The following is a 25,353-nucleotide window of genomic DNA, read 5'->3' as shown; positions in this document are numbered from 1 at the left end:
GCATCACGGCCCGTTCGGACCGCCCGGCAGACGGTAGTGACCGAGACGTGACATAAGCCAACGGTTAATCCTCCCCGCGGCCCCGGCGTCGCGGCCGGTGGGGAGGTGACGACGACGAGAACCCCGTGCGCACGCCCCGAGATCAGCTGATGTGCGTGCCGTGGACACGTCACGTATCTGCAACGCCGCGACTGAGCTGAACCTGGGAGCCCTGGCCACACGTGGCGCCTCGTGACCGCTCCGCTACACCTCGTCGAGCGGCGCCCGCCGGGCCATGAGGTCCTCGGCCCGTTCGTAGTCGGTGTCGGCCTCGTAGGTCAGTGCGCCCACGACCACCCCGTCGAGGGCATACCAGACGGTGACGCCGGCCTCGTCGTCGTCGCCGTGCTCCACCACCCGGACCTCGTCGAACCCGTCGCCCCACGCCGAGTGCTTGTGCGTGCGGTCCCCGATCTCCGACCAGAAGCCGGGCGCGGACCCCCACGTCTCCTCGCCGCCGGCGGCGTTGCGGCCGGCGATCCCGCCCATGGTCAGGGCGTCGCCCCAGTGCTCCACGTGCAGGGCCCGTCCGGCGGTGGCGTTGTGCGCGCGGACCAGGTCGCCCGCCGCCCACACGCCGGGCACGGTGGTGCGCAGCCGCTCGTCGACCACCACGAACCCGTCGGTCACCTCGACTCCGGACCCCTCGAGGAACCCGGTCGCGGGGGAGACGCCCACGGCGGCCAGGACGAGGTCGGGGGAGTGGGTGGTGCCGTCGGACAGGTGCACCTCGCGCGGGGCCCCGACACCGGTCACGCGGACGTCGGGGATCACGGTGACGCCCTCGTCGGCCAGCCAGCCCGCCAACAGCCGCGAGGCGCGCTCGCCCAACCGGTCGAACTGCGGCGCGGGCTCGGTGCTGGCCACGGTCACCGCGATCTCGCGCCGGGCCAGCGACACCGCGGCCTCGCATCCGATGAACCCCGAGCCGATCACCACGGCCGACCGCGCGTGGGAGGCGGCCTCGACGAGCCGCTCGGCGTCGGCGTGGCTGCGCAGCAGGTACACCTCGGCGCCGTCCTCGGCGGTGGGGAGGGGGTTGGGCGCGGATCCGGCGGCGACGACGAGGGAGCGGTACCCGAACTCCCGCCCCGCGGCGTGGACCACCCGGGCATCGGTGTCCACGCGGTCGACCCGGGTGCGCAGGTCCACGGTGATGCCGCGCAGGTCCGGGTCCTCGTCGTTGATCGGCACCGGCTCGGCCGGCGCGTCCCCGCGCAGCAGGTCCTTACTCAGCGGCGGGCGCTGGTACGGCGGGTGCTCGTCGGCGCTGACGATGCGGATCGGGCCCGGTCCGCCGGCGTCGCGGTACGCCTGCGCCGCGGACACCCCCGCGGGGCCGGACCCGATCACGAGAAGGCCGTCACTCATGGAGGCTCCCTCCGCTTGTCGGTCACGAGCTCGGCGGGGCCGGGCGGCCCCGGTGGGGCGTCACTCTACGCGCGGACGGCGCGGATCACCTCCGGTCGGGATCAGGCGAAGTCCACGACCACGTGCACGGTGCCGTCGGCGGCGGTGGCGGTGCCCACGCCGATCGTCGTGAACTCGCCCTCGAGCATGCGCTCGCGCATCCCGGTGTCGCCGAGCATCTCGGTGAGCGCCTTTTGCGGGGTCGCGCCCTCGGGCAGGGCGAGGGTGGTGCGGTGCAGCGTCTCGGTGCCCTCGGGGGCGGAGAGGTCGCCGGTGGTGTCGTCGCCGCGCGCGAGCTCGTCGGCGCGCTCGGTGGCGGTGGCCTCGAGCGCGGGGTCGGTGACCAACCGGTCGGCGTTCACCGCGAGGCGGGCCTCGTTGATCGCGGCCACCACGCGCCCGGCGAATGCCTGCTGGGCGAGCTCCGGCGGCACACCACGCACGGCCGGCGCCAGCTGCGCAGCCGGGGCGCCCGGGGCGGCGGGCGAACCCTGGAGCAGCGCCGAGAGCGAGCCCAGGTCCAGCGGGAACGGCAGCGCGCCCTGCAGCGAGCCCTGCGCGGAGGCGGTGCCGGACCCCGCGGCCAGGAGCGCGGCGGAGGCGGCGACGGCAACGGCGGAGCGGATCGGATGACGCACGTGGTGGTCCTTTCCTCGGGTCACGGACGGGGCCGGGCCCGGTCCGGAACTTCTGACTCGCCACACTAGCGCAGCGAGTTCACTCATGCATCATTCGTCACTTCAGTCACATTCGTTACACAGGGCGACGCACGAAGGGCGGCCGCTCCCGGGGGGATGGGGGCGGCCGCCCTCTCGCATGATCCCGGCCCGGGGGAGGGGCCGGGTACCGACAGGGGAATCGGCGACACCAGGCTAGAGGGTCCGCGCCGCCCGGCCCCGGGGGAGGGCGGACCGGTGTGACGACGAGGGATTCGGTGTTATCGCAGGTCAGCCGCCGTGGTTGACGGATCGGCGAATCAGGCCGGGTGTCCAGGACCTCGGAGGGGGTGCCACGCGCCCGGGCCTGCCGCCCAGCGCACGCGCCTGGCGCAAACGTTGACATCGCGCACATCAGGTGAGTGGAAATTGTCCTACCCGCGAGTAACTTGTCGCCCCGGACGGGCAGAATGGGCCCCATGAGCCAGAGCCACCCTCATCTCCTCAGACCCCTCGCCGTCGGGCACCTCACCCTGCGCAACCGTCTCGTCATGGGCTCCATGCACACCGGCCTGGAGGATCGCAGCAAGCACCTGCCCGAGCTCACCGCCTACTTCGCCGAGCGGGCCCGCGGCGGCACGGCACTGCTCGTCACCGGCGGCTATGCGCCCAACGTCGAGGGCTGGCTGCTGCCGGCCGGGTCGATGATGGCCAGCCGCCGCATGGCCGACAAGCACCGCGGCCTCACCGACGCCGTCCACGCCGAGGGCGCCCACATCCTGCTCCAGGTGCTGCACGCCGGCCGCTACGGCTACCAGCCGTTCGTGCGCTCGGCCTCCTCCACCACGTCGCCGATCAGCCCCTTCAGGGCCCGCGGACTGAGCTCCCGCGAGGTCGAGCGCACCATCGGCGCGTGGGTGCGTGCCGCGAAGCTCGCCAAGCGGGCGGGCTACGACGGCATCGAGATCATGGGCTCCGAGGGCTACCTCATCAACCAGTTCCTCGCCGAGCGCACCAACACGCGCACCGACGCCTGGGGCGGCACCGCGAGCAAGCGCATGCGGTTCCCCGAGGAGATCGTCCGCCGGATCCGCGCCGAGGTGGGGCGCGACTTCCTCCTGCAGTACCGCATCAGCCTGCTCGACCTGGTCGAGGGCGGCCAGACGTGGGACGAGACCGCCGAGCTCGCCCAGCGGCTCGAGGTCGCAGGAGTCGACGTGTTCAACACCGGCATCGGCTGGCACGAGGCCCGCATCCCCACGATCGTCACCTCCGTGCCGCGCGCCGCGTTCGTCGACGTGACCGCTCGCCTCAAGGAGACCGTCGGCGTCCCCGTCACCGCCTCCAACCGGATCAACACCCCGGACGTCGCCGAGGAGATCCTCGCCACCGGCAAGGCCGACCTCGTCTCCATGGCGCGGCCGCTGCTCGCCGACGCGGCCTTCGCCGCCAAGGTCGCCGAGGGGCGCGCCGACGAGATCAACCTGTGCATCGCCTGCAACCAGGCCTGCCTCGACCACACCTTCGCCAACAAGCGCGCCTCCTGCCTGGTCAATCCGCGCGCCGGCCGCGAGACCGACCTCGTGCTGAGCGTCTCGCCGGTGCGCAAGCGGGTCGCCGTGGTGGGCGCCGGGCCCGCCGGGCTCTCCTGCGCCGAGGCCGCCGCCTCTCGTGGCCTGCACGTCGAGGTGTTCGAGGCCGAGTCCGAGATCGGCGGCCAGTTCCGCTACGCCATGCGCGTGCCCGGCAAGGAGGAGTTCGCCGGTTCGCTCGACTACTTCCGGCGCCGCCTCGAGGTGCTCGGCGTGCCCGTCCACCTGGGCCGCCGCACCACCGCTACGGACGTCGAGGGCTTTGACCACGTCGTGGTGGCCACCGGCGTCACCCCGCGTGTGCTCGACATGCCGGGCATCGACCATCCCATGGTGATGACCTACCCCGAGCTGCTCACCGGCGCCCGCGAGGTGGGCCGCCGCGTCGCCGTGATCGGCGCCGGCGGGATCGGGGTGGACGTCTCCGAGTTCCTCCTCGCCGGCGGGCCCGGCATCGCGGTCGACGGCCGCGAACCCCACGGGCACTCCACGGATGTCGAGGCGTGGAAGGCGCACTGGGGCGTCGTGGATCCGGCCGTCGAGCGCGCCGGCCTCGGCACCGCCGTGCGCGAGGAGCCCGCGCACGAGGTGCACCTGCTGCAGCGCAAGACCTCGAGCATCGGCAAGGGACTGGGCAAGACCACCGGCTGGGTCCACCGCGCCGAGCTCAAGATGGGCGGCGTCCGGATGCACACCGGCGTGAGCTACCAGCGGATCGACGACGACGGCCTGCACATCAGCACCTCCGATGGCAACGCCGTGCTCGTGCCCGTGGACTCGATCGTCGTGTGTGCCGGCCAGGAGTCCGTGCGTGACCTCGCCGACGAGCTCGCCGGGACCGGCTCCGGCGCCGGGCCGCGTGTTCACGTGATCGGCGGCGCCGACGTGGCCGCCGAGCTGGACGCCAAGCGCGCGATCAAGCAGGGGGTGGAGCTCGCGGCGACGTTGTAGACCCGGCGGCCGCCCGGTGGTCAGGTGCCGGAGGCCAGTGCCTCGCGGACCGCGGCGGCCGACGGGTTACGCAGCACCGTGTCGCCCACGAGCACGGTCGGGGTGTACTCGGCGCCGTCGTTGAGTTCGCGGACACGCTGGTTGGCGTCGTCGTCGCGCCACACGTTGACCCACACCACGCGCTCGTCGTCCGCCAGCGCCCGGAGCAGCAGCTCGCAGAAGGAGCAACCCGGCTTCCACAGCGCGACGGCCGCCCCGTCCGCGAGAGCGGCCTCGGCCTCCGGCCACGGCGTGTGACGGCCCTTGCGCAGCATCCACATCCCGGAACCGACGATCAGGGCAAGGCCGAGCACACCCACTGCCAGGCCCGGCACGGTGCCGAGCGAATCCATCGCCTGCCCGGCCGCCACGGCCACCGTCAACGCCATGATCGCGAGCAGGGCATAGACCTGCATCCTCATGGGGTCATGGTAGATGTGCCGGCGTGCCGACCGAGTGCGCTACTCGATCAGGACAGCCCTGGCCACCGAGGTGTGGCCGGCCGTCCCTCCCCGAGCGACCGACACCGGGGGTGTCGGACCCGGCCGACCACGGGGAATCGGGCCGATCCCGGGAGGTGCTCGCGGAGAGTGTGGTGGAATGGGCACATGAGGGCGGTGCGGACACTGGCGGCGATCGTGGCACTCGTCGTCGTCACCCCCGCCGCCGCACTCACCGGCCACGCCGCGCCGGCCGCCGCCTCCCCACCCGGGCTCGGGCCCGACGGCACGTCGTCGGTCCACGGCGACATGGCCTCCACCGACACCCTGCCCGGCCGCGGGCCCGGGCCGCACGCGCGCGTGACCGCCGCGCTCACCGGCGCCACCTGCTCGACCGTGTTCGTGGGCTCCGACGGCCTGCCGGTCGCGCTGTGCACCGCCTACCTGGGTCTGCACCCGCCCACGCCGCTCGCGCCGACGGTCAAGCTGCTCCACCCCGACACCGCCGAGGTGCTGGCCGAGATCCAACTGGCCAAGGGGGCGTTGCTCGGCGGCGTCTACGGCTACCTCGACGACCGCGACCGCGTGGTGGTGGCCGACGGCAACCGGCGCCTGCTCGCCGTGGGGCACGAGCGCACGCCGGACGGGCCGTGGCGGATGACGGTCGAGGTGCTCGCCGACCTGTCCGCCGGGGTGCCCGACGGCGACGCCGTCACCGGCCTGGCCCCGGCCTTCGACGGGCGGATCTGGTACGCGACCTCCGGCGGCACGGTCGGGACGGTGCGCCCCGGCGACGACGCCTCGCTACGCACCCTCACTCTGCCGGCGGGGGAGAAGATCACCAACGGGCTCACCGTGCGGCCCGGCGGCGCGTCCATCCTCACCACGCGCGCGCTGTACGAGGTGGACCTGGCCGCCGACGGCACGCCCACGGTTCGCTGGCGGCACGGCTACGACGTGGGGCCGGGACGCAAACCCGGACTGCTCGCCCACGGCTCGGGCACCACGCCAACGTACTTCGGGCCCGGCAACGGGTTGGTGGCGATCACCGACGACACCGACCGGCCCGACCTGCTGGTGCTGCGGCGCGATGACGGCGAGGTGCTCTGCCGCACGCCCGCCTTCGCCACCACGCTGGACCCGACGAGCGCCGCGCCGGACGGTGTCCTCATCGACGGGCCCGCGGCCACCGAGAACTCGATCATCGCGGCCGGGCAGTCCGGTGGGGACACGGCGTTGGTGCTGGTCAACACTTACGGGTTCGAGTACCCGCCGTTCGCGACGGACGGCCCGGCCGTGCCGGCGGGCGCCCCGTACGCGGGCGGGATGACCCGCGTGGACGTCCGCCCCGACGGCTCGTGCGCCGGCCGCGCGTGGACCTCGACTGCCCGCACAGCCTCGCTGCCCAAGCTCACGCGCGGGGACGGACAGATCCACTCACTCGCGTACGGGCCGCGGGCGCCCCACCCGTTCCTCGACCACGGGCTGGCGCAGAAGGCGGGCCCGGTGGACGCGCTCTCCATCGACGTGGAGACGGGACGGGAGGCGGCGCGGACGCCTGTCGGGGTGGCGCCGATCGACGAACCCATGGAGCTCACCGGGACGGTCGCCGCGCGCGGCGACGGGCCCGGCGTGATGTGGCAGCCGACGCTCACGCGGATGCTGCGGATCGGGTAGGGGCCCCGCCCCCGCCCCGCGTCAGCGGACGACGATGACGGCGCAGGGGGCCTTCTGGAGCAGGCGCCGCGAGACGGAGCCGAGCAGCATGCCGGCGAAGCCGCCGTGGCCGCGCGAGCCGGTGACCAGCACGGCGGCGTCGCGGGACTCCTCGGCGATCGTCACGGCGGGCTCGCCCACCACCAGGACGAGGTCCACGGACACGTCGGGGTGGCGGGCCTCGTGCGGGGCGAGGGCGTCGGTGATCTCCTTCTCGTCCTCGGCCAGCACGCTCTCGGCGAGGCGGTCCAGGTCGAACAGCGAGGCGCCGGGCAGGCGCGGCACCTCCACGCAGTGCACGGCGCGCAGGCTCGTGCGGCGGCGCTCGGCCTCGGCGAAGGCGAACGCGACGGCCGGCTCGCCGGCGGGGGAGCCGTCGGCGGCGAGGACGACAGGGCCGGCCGGCGGCGTCTCAGAGGCGTGCGGGGTGATGACGATGACCGGGCAACTCGCGTGCTCGACGATGCCGGCGGAGGTGGAGCCCATCGCGAAATCCTCGCGGGCGGTGAGGCCGCGGCTGCCCACCACCACGGCGGAGGCGTTCCGGGACGCTTCGACGAGTGCGCCCACGGGAGTGTCGGCCACGACGCGGTAGCGGGACTCGACGTCGGAGGTCAGCTCGGCGAGCTGGTCCCGCATCGCTCCCTCGACGTTGGCGCGGGCGGTCTCGTCGAATCGGACCACCCGGCCGACGGCGCGGTCGGCGGAGATCACCTCGAGCGGGGCGCCGTGGTCGCGGGCCCAGCCGGCGGCCCAGGCGACGGCGCGGCGCGCGTCCCGCGATCCGTCGTATCCGCAGATGACCGGTCCGATGGCGGGCTCCGACATGAGTTCCTCCTGGGTGCGGCGTCAGGCTCAACCCAGCCTAGTCGGCGCCGCCGGGGCACAACCCGGCAGTGGCACCGGGTGCCCAAAACAGATCTTTTCGTTTTATGGACACATTCCAGTTTATCGGTTAGGGTCAACGACATGACGACGGAGACGCACGAACCCGGGGCGCTGCTCCGGTCGGCCGGGCTGCGGGTCACCGCGCCGCGGCTGGCGGTCCTCGACGTCGTCGAGTCCCGGCCGCACATCTCGGCCGAGGACGTCGCCACCCGTGTTCGGGAGCGGCTCGGCGCCGTGTCCACGCAGACCGTCTACGACGCGCTGCGCGTGTGCACCACCGCCGGCCTCATGCGCCGCATCGAACCCGCCGGGTCCCCGGCGCGCTACGAGCGCCGGGTCGGCGACAACCACCACCACCTCGTGTGTCGGCACTGCGGCCGCATCGAGGACATCGACTGCGCGGTGGGCAGCCCACCCTGCCTCACCGCGTCGGACGACCGCGGCTTCGAGATCGACGAGGCCGAGGTCGTGTTCTGGGGAGTGTGCCCCGAATGCCGGACCAGCGAGGCGGCCCTCGCGGCAGACTGAGACCCACACCACACTCCGCCCGCCCACCCCTGAGGAGAAATCACGATGAGCACCCATCCCGCCGACAAAGGACGTCGCGACGTCCAAGCCAAGGCGCCGACCACCACGGATAGTGGTGTCCCCGTCCCACACGACGAGTTCAGCGCGACCGTCGGCAAGCAGGGCCCGCAGACGATCCAGGACTTCTACCTGATCGAGAAGCTGGCCCACTTCAACCGGGAGAACGTCCCCGAGCGCATCCCGCACGCCAAGGGCTCCGGCGCCTTCGGCGAGTTCGAGACCACCGAGGACGTCTCCGACATCACCTGCGCCGGCCTGTTCCAGAAGGGCGTCAAGACCCCGATGCTCGCGCGGTTCTCCACCGTCGCCGGCGAGAAGGGCAGCCCGGACACCTGGCGCGACCCGCGTGGCTTCGCGCTGAAGTTCTACACCCAGGAGGGCAACTACGACCTCGTGGGCAACAACACCCCGATCTTCTTCATCCGTGACGCGATCAAGTTCCCGGACTTCATCCACTCGCAGCGCCGCAAGAGTGCCTCGGGCCTGCGCAACCACGCCATGCAGTGGGACTTCTGGACCCTGAGTCCCGAGACCACCCACCAGGTCACCTGGCTCATGGGCGACCGCGGCATCCCCAAGACGTGGCGCCACATGGACGGCTTCGGTTCGCACACGTACCAGTTCATCAACGCCGAGGGGAAGCGCCACTGGGTCAAGTTCCACTTCAAGACCAACCAGGGCATCGACTTCCTCACCGCCGATGAGGCCGACCGGCTGGCCGGCACGGACCCCGACTTGCACCGTGAGGACCTCTACGAGTCCATCCGCAACGGCGACTACCCGTCGTGGGACCTGTACGTGCAGGTCATGCCGCTCGAGGAGGCCGACGGCTACCGCTTCAACCCCTTCGACCTGACCAAGACCTGGTCGCAGAAGGACTACCCGAAGCGCAAGGTCGGCACCATGACCCTCAACCGGAACCCGGACAACCACCACGCGCAGATCGAGCAGGCCGCGTTCGCGCCGACCAACATCGTGCGCGGAATCGGCTTCTCGCCCGACAAGATGCTGCTCGGCCGGATCTTCGCCTACCCGGACATCCACCGCTACCGCATCGGCCCCAACTACACGCAGCTGCCGGTCAACGCGCCGATCTCGCCGCTGAACTCCTACTCCAAGGAGGGGCAGATGCAGTACGCGTTCAACCAGGCGGAGATGGCCGAGTACCACCCCAACTCGATCGACGGCCCGACCGCCGACGCGTCGAAGGCCTACGACTTCGGCGAGTGGGACACCAAGGGCTCGGACATCAGCCGGCAGGACGTCGAGCCGCACGCCGAGGACACCGACCAGGTGCAGGCCACCACCCTGTACCGCGAGGTCCTCGACGACGCGGCCCGCGAGCGACTGGCCTACAACATCGCCGGGCACGTCGGGAAGATCGACCCCTCCGAGACCGAGCTGCTCGAGCGGGTCTACGCCTACTGGTCGGCCGTGGACCCCGAGCTCGGGGACAACGTCCGCAAGGGCGTCGAGGGGCTGGCCGAGCGCGGTAACCACCGCCTGCGGGTCTAGACCGCAGGGCTCACCGGCCCACCACCCCCGCGCCGCCGCTCCGCGTCCCTGACATCGGAGACCCTCCGGCCGGATCGGCAGCCCATCTGAGGCCTGCCGATCCGGTGACGGAGTCGCCGATGTCTGGGAGACGTCCGAGAGTTGTCCGAGAGAGCCCGGTGCAGCGGGGACACCACCGAAAGGAGGCCACCACCATGGCCAAGGACACCAAGAAGAACACCAAGAAGGCCGACACGAAGTCGGCGGTCGCCAAGACCTCGTCGGCGGCGACGAGCCCGATCACCTCGACGCTCACCGCAGCGCAGCAGAAGACAGCCGGCGCGGCGCTGCAGCAGTCGCTGGTCGACCTCATCGACCTGTCGCTGGTGACCAAGCAGGTCCACTGGGCGGTGGTGGGTCCCCGCTTCCGGAGCGTCCACCTGGCGCTCGACGAGGTCGTGGCGGACGCCCGGACGTTCACCGACGAGGTGGCCGAGCGGGCCACCGCGATCGGCGTCATGCCGGACGGGCGCTCCACCACGGTCGCCAAGGACTCGGCGCTGGCCAAGGTCGGCGAGGGGTTCACCGCAGACGAGGACGTCGTGGATATCACCACGGCCGCCCTCACGGCGACGATCAAGCGACTGCGGAGGAACATCGAGAAGGTGGGCGGTGCCGATCCGGTGACCGAGGACCTGCTCATCGGGATCACCGCGCGGCTCGAGCAGCTGCACTGGATGTGGCAGGCGCAGGCCGTGTAGGTCGAGACGGGTGCCGCCGACCAGCCGCGCCCCGTCACGGGCAGCCGCCCCGGCTCCGGCCGCGGCGGCTGTCTGCGTCGACGGGCGCCTACAACCCGAGGACGGTGCGCGCGATGAGGAAGTACACCACCAGCCCGGTGGCGTCGACGAACGTGGTGATGAACGGGTTGGAGAACACCGCCGGGTCGGCGCGCACGGACCGTGCGAGCAGCGGCATGAGCCCACCGACCGTGGCGGCGATGGTGCACAGCGAGAGCAGGGTAGCCCCGATCACCAGCCCGAGGTCGAACCCGTAGACCAGGCCGGCGAGCCCGAACCCGCAGCCGCCCAGGACCAGTCCGAGTGTGAAGCCGGTGCGGACCTCCTGTACGAGCACCCGTAGTGCGTCGCTGGGTCTGACGTCGCCCAGGGCGAGCGCACGGGTCACGGTGGTGGCGGCCTGGTTGCCGGTGTTGCCGCCGGTGCCGATGATGAGCGGCACGAACAGCGAGAGCGCCACCACCTCCTCGAGCGTCGACTCGAACACCTCGAGCACCTGCACGGTGAGCGCGGCGCCCAGGGCGAGGACGAGCAGCCACACGATCCGCGAGCGGAAGAGCGACCGCACCGGAGTGGAGAGGTAGGGGCGCCGCAGCGGCTCGGCGCCACCCTGGCGGGCGACGTCCTCGGATTCGGCGTCCTCGAGAACCTGGAGGGCGTCGTCAAAGGTGAGGATCCCGACGAGCCGGGTCTCGTCGTCGACGATCGGCAGCACGATGAGCCGCTCGTCGGCCACGCGGCGGGCCGCCTTCTCCGCGGAGTCGCGTGCCCTCGCCGTCACCGCCTCGTTCATGAGCTCGCTGATCAGGGTGTCCGGGTCGGCCCGCATCACCGCGCGCAGGCCCACGATCCCCACGAGGCGCCGCTGGTCGTCGGTCACGGGCAGGGCGTAGATCGTCTCGACCTCGTCGATGCGCCGGGCGACCCGGTCGAGGGTCTCGGCCGCGGTGGTGCCGGGGTGGGTGGTGACGAACTCCGGGGTCATGCGGCGGCCCACGGATCCGGTCGGGTAGCCGAGGACCGTCTCGGTGAGGGCCTGCTCGTCCTCGGACAGCGCGCGTAGTAGCCGCGTGGCGACGTGCGCGGGCAGTTCGTCGACGAGCCCGGCGCGATCGTCGGGGTCGAGGCCGGCGAAGATCTGGCCGACGCGGTCGGCGTGCAGGTCCCGGATGAGCTCGGACTGCAGCGGCGGGTCGAGCGCCTCGAACGCCACGTGCGCGGCGTCCTTGGACAGCAGCCGGAACAGCACCGCCCGCTCCCGGGCGCCGGCCCGCTCGAGGACGTCCACCACGAGCCACGGCGGCATCGCGGCCACGAGCTCGGCGGCGCCGCGCAGGTCGTCGTCGTCGAGGAACTGGTCGATGAGCCGGGCGGCCTCGGCGGGGTCGCGCAGGTCGATCGGGTCGATCGTCACGTCAGTCCTCCCCGGAGAGGTCGTCGTACCCGGTCCGAGGGTCCAGCACGATGTCCGCGCGGTACGCGGCGCGGGCGAGGGTGATGGAGGCGACCGAGGTCACCACCACCGTAGCGCCCCACGCCACGAGTGCCATGACGAGCGTGATCCAGTGGAAGCCGGAGCGGAGCTCGTGGACGAAGGCGGCCACGATGAACAGCATCATCCCGAGGCCGGTGGCCACGGACAGCACGTTGATCCGGGAGATCGCGTCGCCCGCGCGGTTCATGGCCACCGAGGCGGCGAGGAAGCACAGCGAGCCGAGCAGGACGGGCACGCCGATGAGCAGGTCCATGAGCATCGCGCTACCTCCGTCCCCTCGACAGCAGCCGCGAGAGCGCGACCGTGGCCAGCACACCGATGAGCGAGCCCAGCATCACCACGTCCATCGCGACCGTCGAGCCGACGCGGATCACAAAGAGGACGAAGAGGGCGAGCGCGCAGAAGTAGGTGAGGTCGGCCATGACAGCGCGGGTGGCGTCATCGGGCCCGCGCAGCACCCGGGCGGCGGCCATGAGCATGCTTGCGGCCACGATCACGGTCCCGATCGCGAGGAGCACGGTGAGCAGCGTGCTCATGCGGACCCACCCCGCTCGGCGTCGAGCCGGTCGCCCGGCGCGCGCAGCACGGACAGGATCCTGTCCTCGGTCTCCCGGAGCATGTCGATCATCTCCTCGCGCGGGCCACCCAGGACCACGTGCACCCACAGGTCGGTCTCGCCGATCACGGTGACCAGGGTGCCGGGGGTCACGGTGATGGCCCAGGCCAGGGCCGTGACCTCGACGTCGGTGCGGCTGTGCATGGGGTAGCGGACCAGGACGGGGGAGCCCATCGGGCCCGGGGTGAGCGCGGCGCGCGTCAGCGCGACCGACGACAGGACCACGTGCCAGAGCAGCCACAGCAGCACGAGCGGCGCCCGCACGATGCGGCCGGGGAGGCCCCGACCCGTCGGCGTCCGCCCCGCCGACCCGCGCCCGGTCGGCTCATGCCCGGTCATCGGGCACCTCCGACGGTCGTCTCGGTGAGCGCCTCGCCTCCGCCGGCTCCGCCCCCGCCGAGCACGGCGTCGACGTAGCCGCTCGTGTCGATGAGCCCGGCCACCGCGCGGTCGACCTCGGGGGCGACGGCCCCGTAGCCGAGGAACATGGCCACGGACAGGGCGCAGAGGAGCCCGGCCGGCAGGAGCAGTCGGGCGGGGACGCGCACCTCGTCGTCGAGCCCGGTCCACCCGGTGCGCCGACCCTCGACGTCCAGCGGACGGTACCGGGTCATGGGGGCGCCCCACATGGCCTCGCGCCACAGGCGGACCATGGCGACGAGCCCCACGAGGGAGCCGACCAGGACCACGGCGATCGTCGCCACGCCCCAGCCGCCGCCGGTGGCCATGGACGCAAGAAGTACCTCGAGCTTGCCGGTGAGACCGGAGGTGGGCGGAAGCCCGACGAGCGCGGCGATCGCGATCACGAGCAGCACCGCCAGCGGTCGCTCGCGGTGCCACAGGCCGGACAGCCGGTCGAGGCGGCCGGTACCGTACACGTGTTCCGCCGCGCCGAGCAGCATGACGAGCGCGCCGATGGTGACCATGTGGTGGACCATGTAAACGATCGCGCCGCCCGGCCCGGCGCCGCCGCCGGCCTGCCCGACGGGCGGTGCCACCGTGAGCGCGGCGAGGATGACGCCGACGCCGGAGACCATCTGCCAGGCCAGGACCTCGCGCCCGAGGGTCGGTGCGACCGAGGCGATCGCGCCCCACATCACGGTGACGAGCGCGACCACGAGCAGGACACGCCCCCACGCGGGGTCGAGGTCGAAGGCGGTGGCCCAGATCCGGATCACCGCATAGAGCGCGACCTTGGTGTGCAGCGCGGAGAACAGCGCCATGACCCCGGCCGAGGTGCCCGGGTAGGAGCGGGGCAGCCAGCCGTGGACGGGCACGGCGCCGGCCTTGATGCACAGCGCCATGATCACCACGCCGAGCGTGGCGGCCACCCGCCCGTCCTCGGTGGCGGCCCCGGCGAGGGCCGCGATGTTGACGGCGCCGGCGGTGGCGTAGACGAAGCCCACCCCGGCGAGGAGGAGGGTGGAGGTGAGGAGGTTGACGACGACGAAGAGGCGTCCGATCCCCAGCCGGCGCCAGCCGCCGGTCATGGCGATGAGCGCGTACGACGGCAGGAGCATGACCTCCACGAAGACGAACAGGTTGAACAGGTCCCCGGTGAGCAGCGCCCCGTTGGAGCCGGCGAGCAGCAGCAGGGCGAGCGGCGCGAAGTAGCGACTGCGCGCGAACTCGCCGGTGAGGTCGGCGAAGAGCAGGGCGAGCGTCGCCACGACTCCGGTCGCGACGAGCATGATCGCGGTGAACGAGTCGGAGACGAACGGGATCGCGACCCCGGGCACGAAACCGCCCACGTGCGCCACCTCGACGGGTGTGGAGCGGTGATGTGCGAGCAGGCCGAGGCCGGTGACCGCGGTGATCGCGGGGACGGCGAGCGCGAGCGCACGGCCGGGCAGGCGCCACGGCAGGATCGCGGTGAGCGCCGCGGCCATCACCGGAACCGCCGCGAGCAGGGGGAGGAGCAGGGCCGTCATCGGTCGTGCCCCTCTCCGGTCTCGGGGGTGCGGTGGGTGTCGTCGTCGCGGCCGACCACGGCCAGGGAGAGCATGAACACGGTGACGGCGAGCGTGATGACGATCGCCGTGAGCACGAACGCCTGGGGCAGGGGGTCGGCCGCGACGGACGGGTCGTTGACGTCGGTGAGCGGTTCGGCGCGCCACGCGGAGACCCCGGCGGCCAGCAGGATGAGGTTGACGGCGTGGCTGACCAGGGTGAGTCCGAAGACGATGCGGACCATGCCGCGCTGCATCATGAGGTAGACGCCGCCGCCCACCAGGACGCCGATGGTCAGGGCCAGGGTCATTGCTCGGCCTCCTCGCGCTCGGACTGCTCCCGCTCGATCTCGGCCTGCCCGCGGCGGGCCTCGGCGGTGCCGGCGCCTTCGAGGAACGTGCGCAGGCGGCCGGTGCCGAGCGTGTTGAACGCCGTCATGACCAGCCCGAGTACGCCCGCGAACACGCCGAGGTCGAACAGCAGGGCGCTGCTGAGGTGCTGTCCGGCGAGGTGGACGTGAGCGGGCTGGAGGAACGCGCCGAGCGCGTAGCCGCCCACGCCGGTGAGGCCGGCTATGAGAAGACCGCCGCCGATGAGCGCCACGGGTGTCGAGGGCCGGCTCACCGGGGCGTCGGACTCGCGGGCGAGGTAGATCAGGGCCACTGCGCACGAGGCGACGAGCGCGGCGATGAACCCGCCGCCGGGTTCGTTGTGGCCGCGCCACAGGAGGATCACCGACACCACGACGAGGACCGGGGCGACACCCAGGGCGAGCAGCCGCAGCGGGGCGGTGTTGCGGGCGGCGTCCTCGAGCGCCTCGCCGCCGCGGCCGGTGCGGGGCCGGGTCCACAGCGGGTAGGCGACGGTGGCCTCGTCCTCCGGGTCGCGGTCCGCGGCCCGCACGGAGCCGAGCACCGCGAGGATCGCGATGCCGGCCACGCCGAGAACCGACACCTCGCCGAAGGTGTCGAGTGCGCGGAACTCCACGAGGATCGTGTTGACGACGTTGTAGCCGCCGGTGATCTCCGCGCCGTTCTCCAGCAGGTACATCCCGATGGGTGAGCGCTCGCGGCGGCCGGTAAAGGCGAGCACGCCGGCGGTGGCGGCGAGGCCGGAGACCACGCCGAGCACGATCGCCGCGGTGCGGCGGTGCCGCGACGGCTTGACGAACGTCCCCGGCAGCCGGCGCAGCACGAGCATGAACACGATGATCGTCAGCGCCTCGACGAGCAGCTGGGTGAGGCCCACGTCGGGGGCGCCGAGCGCGAAGATCTGGATGGTGGTGGCGATGCCGACCGCCGAGAGCAGCACGACGGCCGCGATGCGCGAGGGCGCGGCGGTCAGCCCGGCGACGGCGACGACGATGACGACGAGCATCACCACGTCGACCGTCCGGTCGAGGTCGCCGACGCGCGCGGGCAGCTCGGCGCCGGTTACCAGCGCCCAGCCGCCCACGCCGATGGCGAAGGCGCTCATCGTGGCGAGCAGCGCCCCGGCGTGGCGGGCCGGGGAGTCCGAGGCGGTGGGCCGGACGAGCGCGCGGCCGCCGCGGACGGTGGCGCGGGTGAGCGCCTCGAGCGCGGACGCGCCGGAGAACGGCAGCAGGTCGCGGTCCAGGGCCCGGTCGATGTGGCGGCGCTGCCACACGAGCAGCGCGCCGACCACCAGGATGAGCGCGGTGAGCCCGAGTTCGAGGGTGACCCCGTGCCAGAGCTCGACGTGGGCCTCGTAGGCGTGTGAGGTGAGCCCACCGGCGTACCGCGCGATCGCGGTGAGCGGGGCGTCGAGGACGCCGCCGGCAAAGGCGAGCGGCAGGCCGATGACGGCCGGCAGGGCGGCGGGCAGCCAGAGCCGCACCGGCGCCTCGTGGATACCGGAGACGTCGGTGCGGTCGGAGTACAGGCCGAGGAACGCGCCCATGACGATGCGGGCGCAGTAGAGGAACGTGAGGATCGCGCCCAGGACGGCCGCGGCGAGCAGGGCGACGACGGCCGCCCGGCCGCCGCCCGCCACGTCGCCGAACGCGATGAGCATCGATTCCTTGGAGACGAACCCGAGCGTGGGTGGGATGCCGGCCATCGCGGCCGCGCCGAGCACGGTGGCGCCGAAGCTGAACGGCATGCGCCGCCACAGCGGGCCCAGGCGGCGGATGTCGCGCGAGCCGGCCTCGTGGTCCACCACGCCGACGAGCATGAACAGCCCGGACTTGAACAGCGCGTGGGCCAGGGTGTGCAGCGCGGCGGCGGCGAGCGAGGCCTGCGTGCCCACGCCGATCGCGGCGACGATCCAGCCGAGCTGGCTCACCGTGGAGTACGCCATGAGCTGCTTGAGGTCGGTCTTCTGCAGCGCGAACAGCGCGGCCATGACCGCCGTGGCCATGCCCACCGACACGAGCAGCGCGTTCCACACCGGTACGTCGTGGAACGCCGGCGAGAAGCGCATGAGCAGAAAGATGCCGGCCTTGACCACCGCCGCGGCGTGCAGGTAAGCGCTCACCGGGGTGATGGCGGCCATCGCGTCGGGCAGCCAGAAGTGGAACGGGAACTGGGCCGACTTGGTGAACGCGGCCACGGCCACGAGCACGGCCATCGCGGTGGTGAAGCCCGGGTCCGTGGCCCACACCTCGTGAGCGAGCGCCTCCGAGAGCGACGTGGTGCCGGTCCGCAGCCAGATGGCCACCACCGCGGCGAGCAGGGCCAGGCCGCCGGCGAACGTCACGAGCAGCGTCCGCATGGCCGAGCCGTACGCCGACCGGCCCGAGTTGGCGATGAGCGCGAACGACGCCAGCGACGTGAGCTCCCAGCACACGAACAGCACCAGCAGCGAGTCCGTGAGGACCAGCCCCACCATCGAGACCGTGAAGAGGGTCATGAGCTGGTAGAAGCCGTAGTGCTGAAGCCTGCCCCCGTCGTCGTCGATCTCCCCGAGGTACGCCGTGGAATAGGCCAGCACCACCGCGCCGATCACGAGCGCGAGCATCGCGAAGAGCAGGCCCATGGGGTCGGGCAGGAGGTCCAGGGTCCAGTCGCGCCCGGGGACCCACGGGATCCGCGTGTAGCTCGCGGGGATGCCGTCGCGCGCGGCGGCCACGTCGGGGACGAGCGCCGCCGCGCCGAGCAGGTAGAGCGCCGCGAGCGGCCAGCCCGCCGCCCTGCCGAACCACCGCGTGAGCGGCCACGCCAGGAGCATGGCCAGGCCGGCCGCTGCCAGGGCCAGCACAGGGGAGGAGAAGGCGGGGCTCATGACTCCTTTCCGGCGCCGTCGAGGGGAGCGGGAGGGGTCCGGCGCCGGGGCCGGAGATCGGGCTTGTGACGAGCCTATCAATCGGCTCGGACATCAATGCGGGGGCATGCCGGGTGACCTGCGGGAACGTGTGTCAGTCGCGGCTAGCATCCGGGCATGACCTCCCCGGACGTTCCCGAGGCCCACGACGACGCCGTCACCACCGAGCTCCCCCCGGCCGACCCCGCCGGGCCCCGACGGGAACCGGAGCCCGGGGACCGACCGGGACGGGGGCGGGCAGCCGGCCCGGTGTCGCCCGTGCGGCGGCTGCTCGCGCTGGTGCTCGTGGTGGCACCGCTCGTGCTCGCCGCCCTGTGGGCGGTGGTCGGCCCCACCCCCGACGACGACACGGACCAACCCGGGATCGGCGGGCCACTGCAGTCGGCGCTCTCGGACGCCTCCGCCAACTCGTCCTTCACCACCGCCGGCGCCGACCGGCTGCGCGAGGGATCCGCCGAACTCTCCGACGGCGCCGAGCAGATGCGCACCGGCGGCGCCGAGCTCGCCGAGGGCATGGACCAGCTCCAGGCCGGGTTCGGCCAGGCCGGCACCGGCGCCACCGAGGTGGCCGGGGGAGTGCGTCAGGTGGTGGGCGCCGTCCGCGGCGTGGCCGTGGTCCAGGGCCAGGTGATGACGGCGATCGACGACGCGCTCGGCCGCCTGCAGGGCGACGCACCCGAGACCGTGCGGGCCCGCGACGCGCTCACCGGCCTGCGCCGGCAGCTCGAGACCCAGGGCATGAACCAGGGCATGCTCTCCGACCTCGACCGGCTCGAGGGCGGCGCCGACGAACTCGCCCGCCAGCTCTCCGAGGCCGGTGCTCCGCTGCGCGACGGCGTCTTCCAGGCCACCAGCGGCTCACACCAGCTCCGCGACGGCGCCGCTGAACTCGCCGACGGCGCCGGGCAGCTGCGCGACGGCGCGGCGGGCGTGAGTGACTCCGCGAACCGGACCCACGACGCGATCGGCCGCGCAGGCAAGGCCCTGGCCGCGGAGCAGGGCGACGCCGGCGCCGCAGCCGCGCAGGCCGAGGACGCCTCGCACCGTCGCACCAGCGCCGGGATCCTCGCCGTGGCCGCCGGCGCCGTCCTCGGCACCCTGCTCGTCCAGCTCGTCCGGCGGCAGCGCCCGGACGAGGAGGCCGGTCGCGGCGCCGTCGCCGAGACCGCCCTCGCCCTGGGCGCGCTCGTCGCAGGCCTCGCCGCGTGGTCGCTCGCCACCGCGGACACCCCGACCGCCGCCACCGCGGTGGCCACCGTGGCGATCGTGGCCCTCGCCGTCGTCGCCTCCTGGGCCCTGTGGCGCGCCCTCGCCGCCGCCCTCGGGGCCTGGCCCGGCCGCCTCGTCGCGCTGGCCACCGCCGGCCTGTCGATCGGCGGGGCGTGGTGGGTGTGGGTCTCCGGCACCGCGCCCGGCGCCGCCGTCACCGCCGTCTCGGGCACCCCCGCCGGCCAGGCCACCGCCGCGCTCGACGCGCTCCTGTTGGGCGGGCCCGCGGGCGTGGCGTGGACCGCCGCCGTCGTGCTTGCCGCGGTGGCTACGGCCTCGGTCCTCGCCGCGCGGGTGGTGCGTTAGCCCAGGCCCTCGGCGCCCGCGGAGGCCTCGACGGGGGCGTCGACCCCGCCGTCGTTGAGCATCGGGACGTCAAAGACGAACTCGGGGATCGCGAACGCGTCCACCAGCGTGCGCGCCTTGCCGGCGAGCTTGGTGCACAGCCGGTTGAGCGCGGCCGTGGCAGCCTTGGTCCGCTCCGTGGTGAGCCGGTTGTGCTCGAGGAACCAACCCTTGTCGCGGTCCACCACGTCCAGCACGAACACGTCGGCGATCATGCCCAACATCTCGCGGGCCGCGTCGTCCTCGCACGCCTCGATCGCCTCGACGAACTGCATGAACACCCAGCTGTCCATGTGGGCCCGGCCCGCCGCGAGGATGTGGTCCTGCGCCGAGTTGAACACCTTGAACGCCTCCGAGCCGTCCTCGCCCTGCGCCTTGCGCAGCCGCCGAGCCGCCGTCTCCACCAGGTGCTCCGAGCGGTCCACGAGCAGCTCGAGCTGGTTGCCCCGGTCGAGCAGGTCCGTGTGCTCGCGGTCGGTCACCGAGTCCACGAGCTTCTGCCACAGCGTGGAGGCGCGGGTCTTCTCCTGCACCACCTCGGCCACCATGTTGAGCGCGAACGACACGGTCTCCTTCTGGTTCATGTCGCCGAACTCGCTCGCGTACGCGGTGAGCAGCTCCTTGCCGACGAGCTGCATGAGCACCACGTTGTCGCCCTCGAAGGTCGAGAACACGTCCACGTCCGCGCGCATCGCGGTGAAGCGGTTCTCCGCCATGTACCCCGCGCCGCCGCACGCCAGGCGGGCCTCGCTGATCGTCTCGTTGGCCCAGCCGGTGACCGCGGCCTTGATACCCGCGGCGTGCGCCTCCATCTCCCGCCGGCGGCGGTCGTCGAAGGAGTCCGGGAACTTCTCGAACTCGTCGAGCTCGGCGATGATCGCGTTCTGCGCGCACGCGTAGGCGTACGCCCGGGCGACGCGCGGCATGAGACGGCGCTGGTGCTCGCGGTACTCCAGCAGCGGGATGCCCTTGCCGGTCTCCGGGTGGTCGAACTGGCGGCGGACCAGCCCGTAGCGCACCGCCAGCGCGAGCGCCGTGCGCGCCGCCGCGCCCGCCGCCGCGCCCACCGACACCCGGCCGCGGATCAGGGTGCCGAGCATGGTGAAGAACCGGGCGCCGTCGGATTCGATCGACGACGAGTACTGCCCCTTCTCGTCGACCGCACCGAACCGGTCGAGCAGCGCTTCCCGCGGCACCCGGACGTTGTCGAACCGGATCCGACCGTTGTCCACGCCCAGCAGCCCGCCCTTGTGGCCGTGGTCCGTGGTCGTGATGCCCGGCAGGTCGTTGCCGTCCTCGTCACGGATCGGCACGAGCAGGCAGTGCACGCCGTGGTTGTCCGGCTCCCCGTCCTTGTTGGGCGTGATGAGCTGGGCGAACACCGCGGCCAGCCGGCCGTCGCGGGCCGCGTTGCCGATGTAGGCCTTCTCGGCGCTCGGGGTGGGGGTGTGGACGACGAACTCGCCGGTCTCCGGATCGAAGGTCGCCGTGGTCTCGAGGTTCTGCACGTCCGAGCCCTGGCCGAGCTCGGTCATGGCGAAGCAGCCGAGCAGGTCCAGCGAGATCGCGTCCGGCAGGTACTTCTTCCGCGTCTCGGCGTTACCGAGGTTGGAGATCGCACCACCGAACAGGCCCCACTGCACGCCCGCCTTGACCATGAGGGACAGGTCGCCGTGGCCGAGCATCTCGAACGCCGTGAGCACGCCGCCCGCGTCGCCCGCGCCCCCGTCCTCCTTGCGGAAGCCCAGCTTGGGGATACCCGTCTCCGCGAGGCGGGAGAGCTGGCCGAGCACGTGCTCCCGGTGCTCCTCCATCGACAGCCCGATCGGGGAGAGCACCTCCGGGGTCATCGCCTCGCGCGTCGCGCGGCGTGTGTCGGCCCAGTGGCCGTCGAGGACCTTCTGCAGGGCCGCGGCGAGCGCGGTGTCGCCCGGACCGGCGGGGCCGGTGACCCGGCCGAAGGCGGGGCGGGCGGGCGGTGGGGTGGTGGGGGTCCCGGGGGCGGACCCGTCGGCGGACTTCTGGACGTCGGTCTCGGAGGTCATGCCCCGACTCTACGGAGACGCGCGCGGGGCGGACACCGAAAAGGGCCCCTCCGCGCGTGGCGGAAGGGCCCTCTCGATGGTCGGGGTGGCGGGATTTGAACCCACGGCCTCTTCGTCCCGAACGAAGCGCGCTACCAAGCTGCGCCACACCCCGTGGTGCAACGAGAGACACTCTAGCGCCCGCCCGGCCGATACGCGAAACCGGGTGACGGCCACCCTGGCTCAGGCGAACTGCGGCTCCCGGATCTGCACGGGCTCCACCGGCGTCTCCGCCTCGCCGCCGCCGGGGCCGCCGACCAGCGTGAGCAGTGCGGCCTCGGGCCGGCAGAACGTGCGGATCGGCACGTACGGCGACGTGCCGAGCCCGGCCGAGACGTGCAGCACGAGGTTCCGGCCCCACGCGGAGACGCCCCGGGCCCGCGAGCGGTCGATCCCGCAATTGGTGACGATCGCGCCCGTGGGCAGGCGGAGCTGCCCGCCGTGCGTGTGGCCGGCCAGGGCGAGGTCGTAGCCGTCGTCGTCGAACCGGTCCAACACCCGCGGCTCCGGCGCGTGGGTCAGGCCGATCCGCAGGTCGAAGGCGGGGCCGGCGGGGCCGGCGATCTCGTCGTACCGGTCGCGCCCGATGTGCGGGTCGTCGACCCCGGCCACCAGCACCGAGCGGCCGTCCACGGCGATCTCGGCGCGCCGGTGCGTGACGTCCACCCAGCCGCGCTCGGTGAACGCCGCGCGCAGGTCCCGCCACGGCAGCGGGATCTCCGAGTGCGTCTTCTCCCCGATTCCGAGGTAGGGCAGCGGGTTCTTGGGCACGGGCGCGTAGTAGTCGTTGGAGCCGAAGACGAACGCGCCCGGCACGTCGAGCAGCGGGCCGAGCGTCTGCACCACGGTGGGCACTGCGCGGTCGCTGGACAGGTTGTCGCCGGTGTTGACGACGAGGTCCGGCGACAACTCGGCCAGCGCGGACACGAACCGCTGCTTGCGCTTCTGCCCGGGCAGCATGTGCAGGTCGGACAGGTGCAGGATCGTCAGCGGCTCGGAGCCGGGCGCCAGCAGCGGCAGCGTGTAGCGGCGCAGGGCGAAGGCGTTGCGCTCCCATGCGCCCGCGTAGGCGGTGCCGGCCGCGGCCGCCCCGGCGAGGACGGCGGCCGCGCGGGCGGCGACGACAGAGGAACGGTTCCGGCGGTAGGGGCGATGCATCCGGCCAGCCTACCGACGCGGGCGCGGGCCCACCGGGCTGCGGGCGGGCGGGGTCACGCGGCTCGGGGCGGTGGGCTCAGGGCGGCGGGGCGATGGTGATGGGGGCCAGGCCCGGGACGTTGAGGACGACGGGGTCGTCGCCGATCGCCGCCGGCGGTCCCGAGTCGCCCTGGCCGCCGCTCGCGCCCGCTCCGCCGGACGCGCGGGAGCCGTCGGAGACGCGGATCGTCACCGTGCCGCCGGGGACGCCGGTGCCGCCGTCGAGCCCGATCACCGTGCCGTACGGGCGGCCGGTGCCGGAGACGAACTGCGAGTTGACCTGGAACCCGGCTGCGGTGAGCACCGAGGTGGCCGCGGACTGGCTCATGCCCTCGACGTCCGGCAGGCCGCCCGAGCTCTTACCGCGCTGGTAGGCCGGGTCCGGGTCGGGGAGGGCGACCGGGCCGTAGATCGTCGAGATGGGGCTCATCGCCGAGTACCAGGTGCGGGCCGGCTCCATACCGCCGAAGAGGTCGCCGTACGAGCACTGGCGCAGCGGGGCCGAGCACAGCTCGGTGGTGGTGGTGCCGTCGTTGTAGGCGTACACGGCGGCGGCGTACTGGTTGGTGAACCCGAGGAACGCCGACGAGCGGTGGGCCTCGGTGGTGCCGGTCTTGCCCGAGCTGGGCAGGCTCCAGCCCGCCGCGCCCGCGGCGTTGGCCGCGGTGCCGGCGCCCACGCCGTCCTTGGACATGGCCACGGCGAGCGTGTCGGCCAGGCCCTGCTCGACCACCTGCTCGCACTCCGGCTCCGCGAGCTCGACGGGCTTGCCGTTGCGGTCGGTGATGGACTCGATGGGGCTCGGCGGGCACCACACGCCGCCCGAGGCGATGGTGGCGCCCACGTTGGAGAGCTCGAGCGGGTTGACGGCATTGGGGCCCAGGGTGAACGAGCCGAGGTTGTTCTTCTTGACGAACCCGGCGATCGACTCGCCGCCCGGGCCCGACCCCTTCTGGTCGTAGGTCCGCAACCCCAGGCGCACCGCCATGTCCACGGTGGGGGAGACGCCGACGTCCTTGATGAGGTTGACGAACGTGGTGTTGGGGGACTGGGCGAGCGCGTCCGACACGGACAGCGAGCCCGGGTAGGCGCCGGCGTTCTCCACGCAGTACTGGCCGGGCGGGCAGCCGGCGGCGCCGCCGGCGCCGAGGCCCGACACCTGGACGCGGCTCGGCACCGAGAGAGTGGCGTTGGTTCCCATGCCCTGCTCCATGGCGGCGGCCACGGTGAAGATCTTGAACACCGAGCCCGCGCCGTCGCCGACGAGGGAGAACGGCTGCGGCTGCACGGTCTCCATGGCGGACTGGTCCAGGCCGTACTGGCGGCTCGAGGCCACCGCCACGACCTTGTGGGACTCCTTGCCGGGGCGCACGACGCTCATCACCTCGGCCACGCCCTGGCCCTTGGGGTTGCCGAACGTGTCCAGCGACCGCTGGACCGAGGCCTGGACGCGCTCGTCGAGGGTGGTACGGATGGTGTACCCGCCCTGCTCGACCATCTCCCGGCTCAGGCCGTTCTGGTTGAGGTAGTCCAGCACGTAGTCGCAGAAGAAGCCGGCTCCGCCGGCCGTGATGCAGCCGCGGGGCAGCGACTTGGGCCGGTCGAGGACGCCGAGCGGCTCGGCCTTGTACGCCGCGCCGTCGGCCGCCGGGATGGCGCCGGTCTCCACCATCGTGTCGATGACCGTGTTGCGGCGGTCCGTGGTGGCCTCGGGGTTGGTGTACGGGTTGAACCCGCTGGTGGACTGGACCATGCCGGCGAGCATCGCCGACTGCGGGACGGTGAGGTCCTTGGCGTCGACCCCGAAGTAGGTCTGGGCGGCGGTCTGGATGCCGAAGGCGCCGTTGCCGAAGGAGACCAGGTTGAGGTACTTGGTGAGGATCTCCTCCTTGCTCAGCTCCTTGTCCAGGGTGAGCGCCATCCGGATCTCTTTGATCTTGCGGGCGGGGGTGGTCTCGACGGCGGCGCGCCGTTCGGCGTCGTTCTCCGCGGAGACGAGGAACTGGAAGTTCTTGACCAGCTGCTGGTCGATGGTGGAGGCGCCCTGCTGGACGTCGCCGGCCGTGGCGTTGGTGAGGAACGCGCGGACGGTACCGCGCCAGTCCACGCCCTGGTGGTCGGCGAAGCGGCGGTCCTCGATCGCGATGATCGCCAGCTTCATGTTCTGCGAGATCTCCTCGCTGGGGACGAGAACCCGCTGCTGGTCGTACAGCCACGCGATCGGCTCCCCCGCGGAGTCGGTGACCGTGGAGATCGACGGCAGGTCGCCCTTGATGAGGTCGGCCGACGTCCCGGCGAGGGAATCCGCCATCTTGTTGGAGGCGAGGCCTGCTGCTCCGGCGAGGGGGAACACGGCGCCGGCCGCGACCACCCCCGCCGCGACGCAGGCCGCGGCGAGTTTTCCCAGGGAATTGAAGGCCGACACGCGCCCAGGGTACGTGAACACCCCCGTTCGGACACCCTCGGCGGGCCGTGTCGGTGAGCTGACTCTTTACTTCTGTT

Annotated in this window: 19 protein-coding genes, 1 tRNA gene and 1 pseudogene; 6 read left to right on the top strand and 15 right to left on the bottom strand. The window is 72.8% G+C overall.

Going from position 1 to position 25,353, the window contains the following annotated elements; all coding sequences use genetic code 11:
- Positions 1-243: 243 nt before the first annotated feature.
- Positions 244-1,410 (bottom strand): NAD(P)/FAD-dependent oxidoreductase, encoded by a 1,167-nt coding sequence (locus tag ACH0BZ_RS11830; RefSeq protein ID WP_406898569.1) that lies wholly within the window; start codon positions 1,408-1,410, stop codon positions 244-246.
- 101 nt (positions 1,411-1,511) lie between these two features.
- The gene (locus ACH0BZ_RS11825) at positions 1,512-2,087 is read right to left on the bottom strand and encodes a CAP domain-containing protein (RefSeq protein WP_406898568.1); all 576 of its coding nucleotides are present in this window, start codon (positions 2,085-2,087) and stop codon (positions 1,512-1,514) included.
- A gap of 497 nt (positions 2,088-2,584) precedes the next feature.
- Here ACH0BZ_RS11825 and ACH0BZ_RS11820 point away from each other — a divergent pair, with 497 nt between their 5' ends.
- Complete coding sequence (locus ACH0BZ_RS11820; RefSeq protein ID WP_406898567.1) at positions 2,585-4,648, top strand: FAD-dependent oxidoreductase; 2,064 nt, start codon at positions 2,585-2,587, stop codon at positions 4,646-4,648.
- A gap of 20 nt (positions 4,649-4,668) precedes the next feature.
- On the opposite strand, the gene ACH0BZ_RS11815 is transcribed toward ACH0BZ_RS11820, so the two are convergent.
- Positions 4,669-5,109 carry a glutaredoxin family protein gene (locus ACH0BZ_RS11815; RefSeq protein WP_406898565.1) on the bottom strand — a complete coding sequence of 147 codons (441 nt, stop codon included), beginning with the start codon at positions 5,107-5,109 and terminating at the stop codon, positions 4,669-4,671.
- 186 nt (positions 5,110-5,295) lie between these two features.
- On the opposite strand from ACH0BZ_RS11815, the gene ACH0BZ_RS11810 reads away from it, so the two are divergent.
- Positions 5,296-6,804 carry a hypothetical protein gene (locus tag ACH0BZ_RS11810; RefSeq protein ID WP_406898563.1) on the top strand — a complete coding sequence of 503 codons (1,509 nt, stop codon included), beginning with the start codon at positions 5,296-5,298 and terminating at the stop codon, positions 6,802-6,804.
- 21 nt (positions 6,805-6,825) lie between these two features.
- Here ACH0BZ_RS11810 and ACH0BZ_RS11805 read toward each other — a convergent pair whose 3' ends face one another.
- Positions 6,826-7,671: a universal stress protein gene (locus ACH0BZ_RS11805; RefSeq protein ID WP_406898562.1), complete on the bottom strand. Its 846-nt coding sequence runs from the start codon at positions 7,669-7,671 to the stop codon at positions 6,826-6,828.
- Positions 7,672-7,812: 141 nt separating this feature from the next.
- Between ACH0BZ_RS11805 and ACH0BZ_RS11800 the strand changes: the two genes are divergently transcribed.
- The 3 genes from ACH0BZ_RS11800 to ACH0BZ_RS11790 all read left to right on the top strand — a co-directional run bounded on the left by ACH0BZ_RS11800 (position 7,813) and on the right by ACH0BZ_RS11790 (position 10,574).
- Entirely contained in the window at positions 7,813-8,259 is a 447-nt protein-coding gene (locus ACH0BZ_RS11800; RefSeq protein ID WP_406898561.1) for a Fur family transcriptional regulator, read from the top strand.
- 45 nt (positions 8,260-8,304) lie between these two features.
- The gene (locus ACH0BZ_RS11795; RefSeq protein ID WP_406898560.1) at positions 8,305-9,834 is read left to right on the top strand and encodes a catalase; all 1,530 of its coding nucleotides are present in this window, start codon (positions 8,305-8,307) and stop codon (positions 9,832-9,834) included.
- A gap of 194 nt (positions 9,835-10,028) precedes the next feature.
- Positions 10,029-10,574, top strand: a complete 546-nt coding sequence (locus ACH0BZ_RS11790; RefSeq protein ID WP_406898558.1) for a Dps family protein — start codon at positions 10,029-10,031, stop codon at positions 10,572-10,574.
- Positions 10,575-10,662: 88 nt separating this feature from the next.
- Here the strand turns inward: ACH0BZ_RS11790 and mgtE are convergent, their stop codons facing one another.
- The 7 genes and pseudogenes from mgtE to ACH0BZ_RS11755 all read right to left on the bottom strand — a co-directional run bounded on the left by mgtE (position 10,663) and on the right by ACH0BZ_RS11755 (position 17,917).
- Positions 10,663-12,021 (bottom strand): magnesium transporter, encoded by a 1,359-nt coding sequence (mgtE, locus tag ACH0BZ_RS11785; protein WP_406898595.1) that lies wholly within the window; start codon positions 12,019-12,021, stop codon positions 10,663-10,665.
- Positions 12,022-12,028: 7 nt separating this feature from the next.
- Positions 12,029-12,367, bottom strand: a complete 339-nt coding sequence (locus ACH0BZ_RS11780; protein ID WP_406898557.1) for a cation:proton antiporter — start codon at positions 12,365-12,367, stop codon at positions 12,029-12,031.
- A gap of 4 nt (positions 12,368-12,371) precedes the next feature.
- On the bottom strand, positions 12,372-12,644 hold the full coding sequence (locus ACH0BZ_RS11775) for a monovalent cation/H+ antiporter complex subunit F (protein WP_406898556.1): 273 nt from the start codon (positions 12,642-12,644) through the stop codon (positions 12,372-12,374).
- Positions 12,641-13,063, bottom strand: a complete 423-nt coding sequence (locus ACH0BZ_RS11770) for a Na+/H+ antiporter subunit E (protein ID WP_406898555.1) — start codon at positions 13,061-13,063, stop codon at positions 12,641-12,643. Before ACH0BZ_RS11770 ends, ACH0BZ_RS11775 begins: the two co-directional genes overlap by 4 nt.
- The gene (locus ACH0BZ_RS11765; RefSeq protein WP_406898554.1) at positions 13,060-14,655 is read right to left on the bottom strand and encodes a proton-conducting transporter membrane subunit; all 1,596 of its coding nucleotides are present in this window, start codon (positions 14,653-14,655) and stop codon (positions 13,060-13,062) included. Before ACH0BZ_RS11765 ends, ACH0BZ_RS11770 begins: the two co-directional genes overlap by 4 nt.
- A gap of 35 nt (positions 14,656-14,690) precedes the next feature.
- Positions 14,691-14,984: pseudogene (locus tag ACH0BZ_RS11760) on the bottom strand (sodium:proton antiporter); the annotation flags it as partial.
- Positions 14,981-17,917 (bottom strand): DUF4040 family protein, encoded by a 2,937-nt coding sequence (locus ACH0BZ_RS11755; protein WP_406898552.1) that lies wholly within the window; start codon positions 17,915-17,917, stop codon positions 14,981-14,983. The pseudogene ACH0BZ_RS11760 and the gene ACH0BZ_RS11755, both read right to left, overlap by 4 nt.
- 156 nt (positions 17,918-18,073) lie before the next feature.
- Between ACH0BZ_RS11755 and ACH0BZ_RS11750 the strand changes: the two genes are divergently transcribed.
- Positions 18,074-19,531, top strand: a complete 1,458-nt coding sequence (locus ACH0BZ_RS11750; protein WP_406898551.1) for a hypothetical protein — start codon at positions 18,074-18,076, stop codon at positions 19,529-19,531.
- Here the strand turns inward: ACH0BZ_RS11750 and ACH0BZ_RS11745 are convergent.
- The 4 genes from ACH0BZ_RS11745 to ACH0BZ_RS11730 all read right to left on the bottom strand — a co-directional run bounded on the left by ACH0BZ_RS11745 (position 19,528) and on the right by ACH0BZ_RS11730 (position 25,276).
- On the bottom strand, positions 19,528-21,615 hold the full coding sequence (locus ACH0BZ_RS11745) for an acyl-CoA dehydrogenase (protein WP_406898549.1): 2,088 nt from the start codon (positions 21,613-21,615) through the stop codon (positions 19,528-19,530). The genes ACH0BZ_RS11750 and ACH0BZ_RS11745 overlap by 4 nt on opposite strands.
- A 77-nt stretch (positions 21,616-21,692) precedes the next feature.
- Positions 21,693-21,769, bottom strand: a tRNA-Pro gene (locus ACH0BZ_RS11740).
- A gap of 68 nt (positions 21,770-21,837) precedes the next feature.
- On the bottom strand, positions 21,838-22,812 hold the full coding sequence (locus tag ACH0BZ_RS11735; protein WP_406898548.1) for a metallophosphoesterase: 975 nt from the start codon (positions 22,810-22,812) through the stop codon (positions 21,838-21,840).
- 76 nt (positions 22,813-22,888) lie between these two features.
- Positions 22,889-25,276, bottom strand: a complete 2,388-nt coding sequence (locus tag ACH0BZ_RS11730; RefSeq protein WP_406898547.1) for a transglycosylase domain-containing protein — start codon at positions 25,274-25,276, stop codon at positions 22,889-22,891.
- Positions 25,277-25,353 lie beyond the last annotated feature (77 nt).

Source organism: Dietzia sp. 179-F 9C3 NHS, from assembly GCF_045369825.1.
Classification (GTDB): Bacteria; Actinomycetota; Actinomycetes; order Mycobacteriales; family Mycobacteriaceae; genus Dietzia.
Note: the sequence above shows the minus strand (reverse complement) of the source record. Positions and strands in the feature narration are given on the sequence as shown.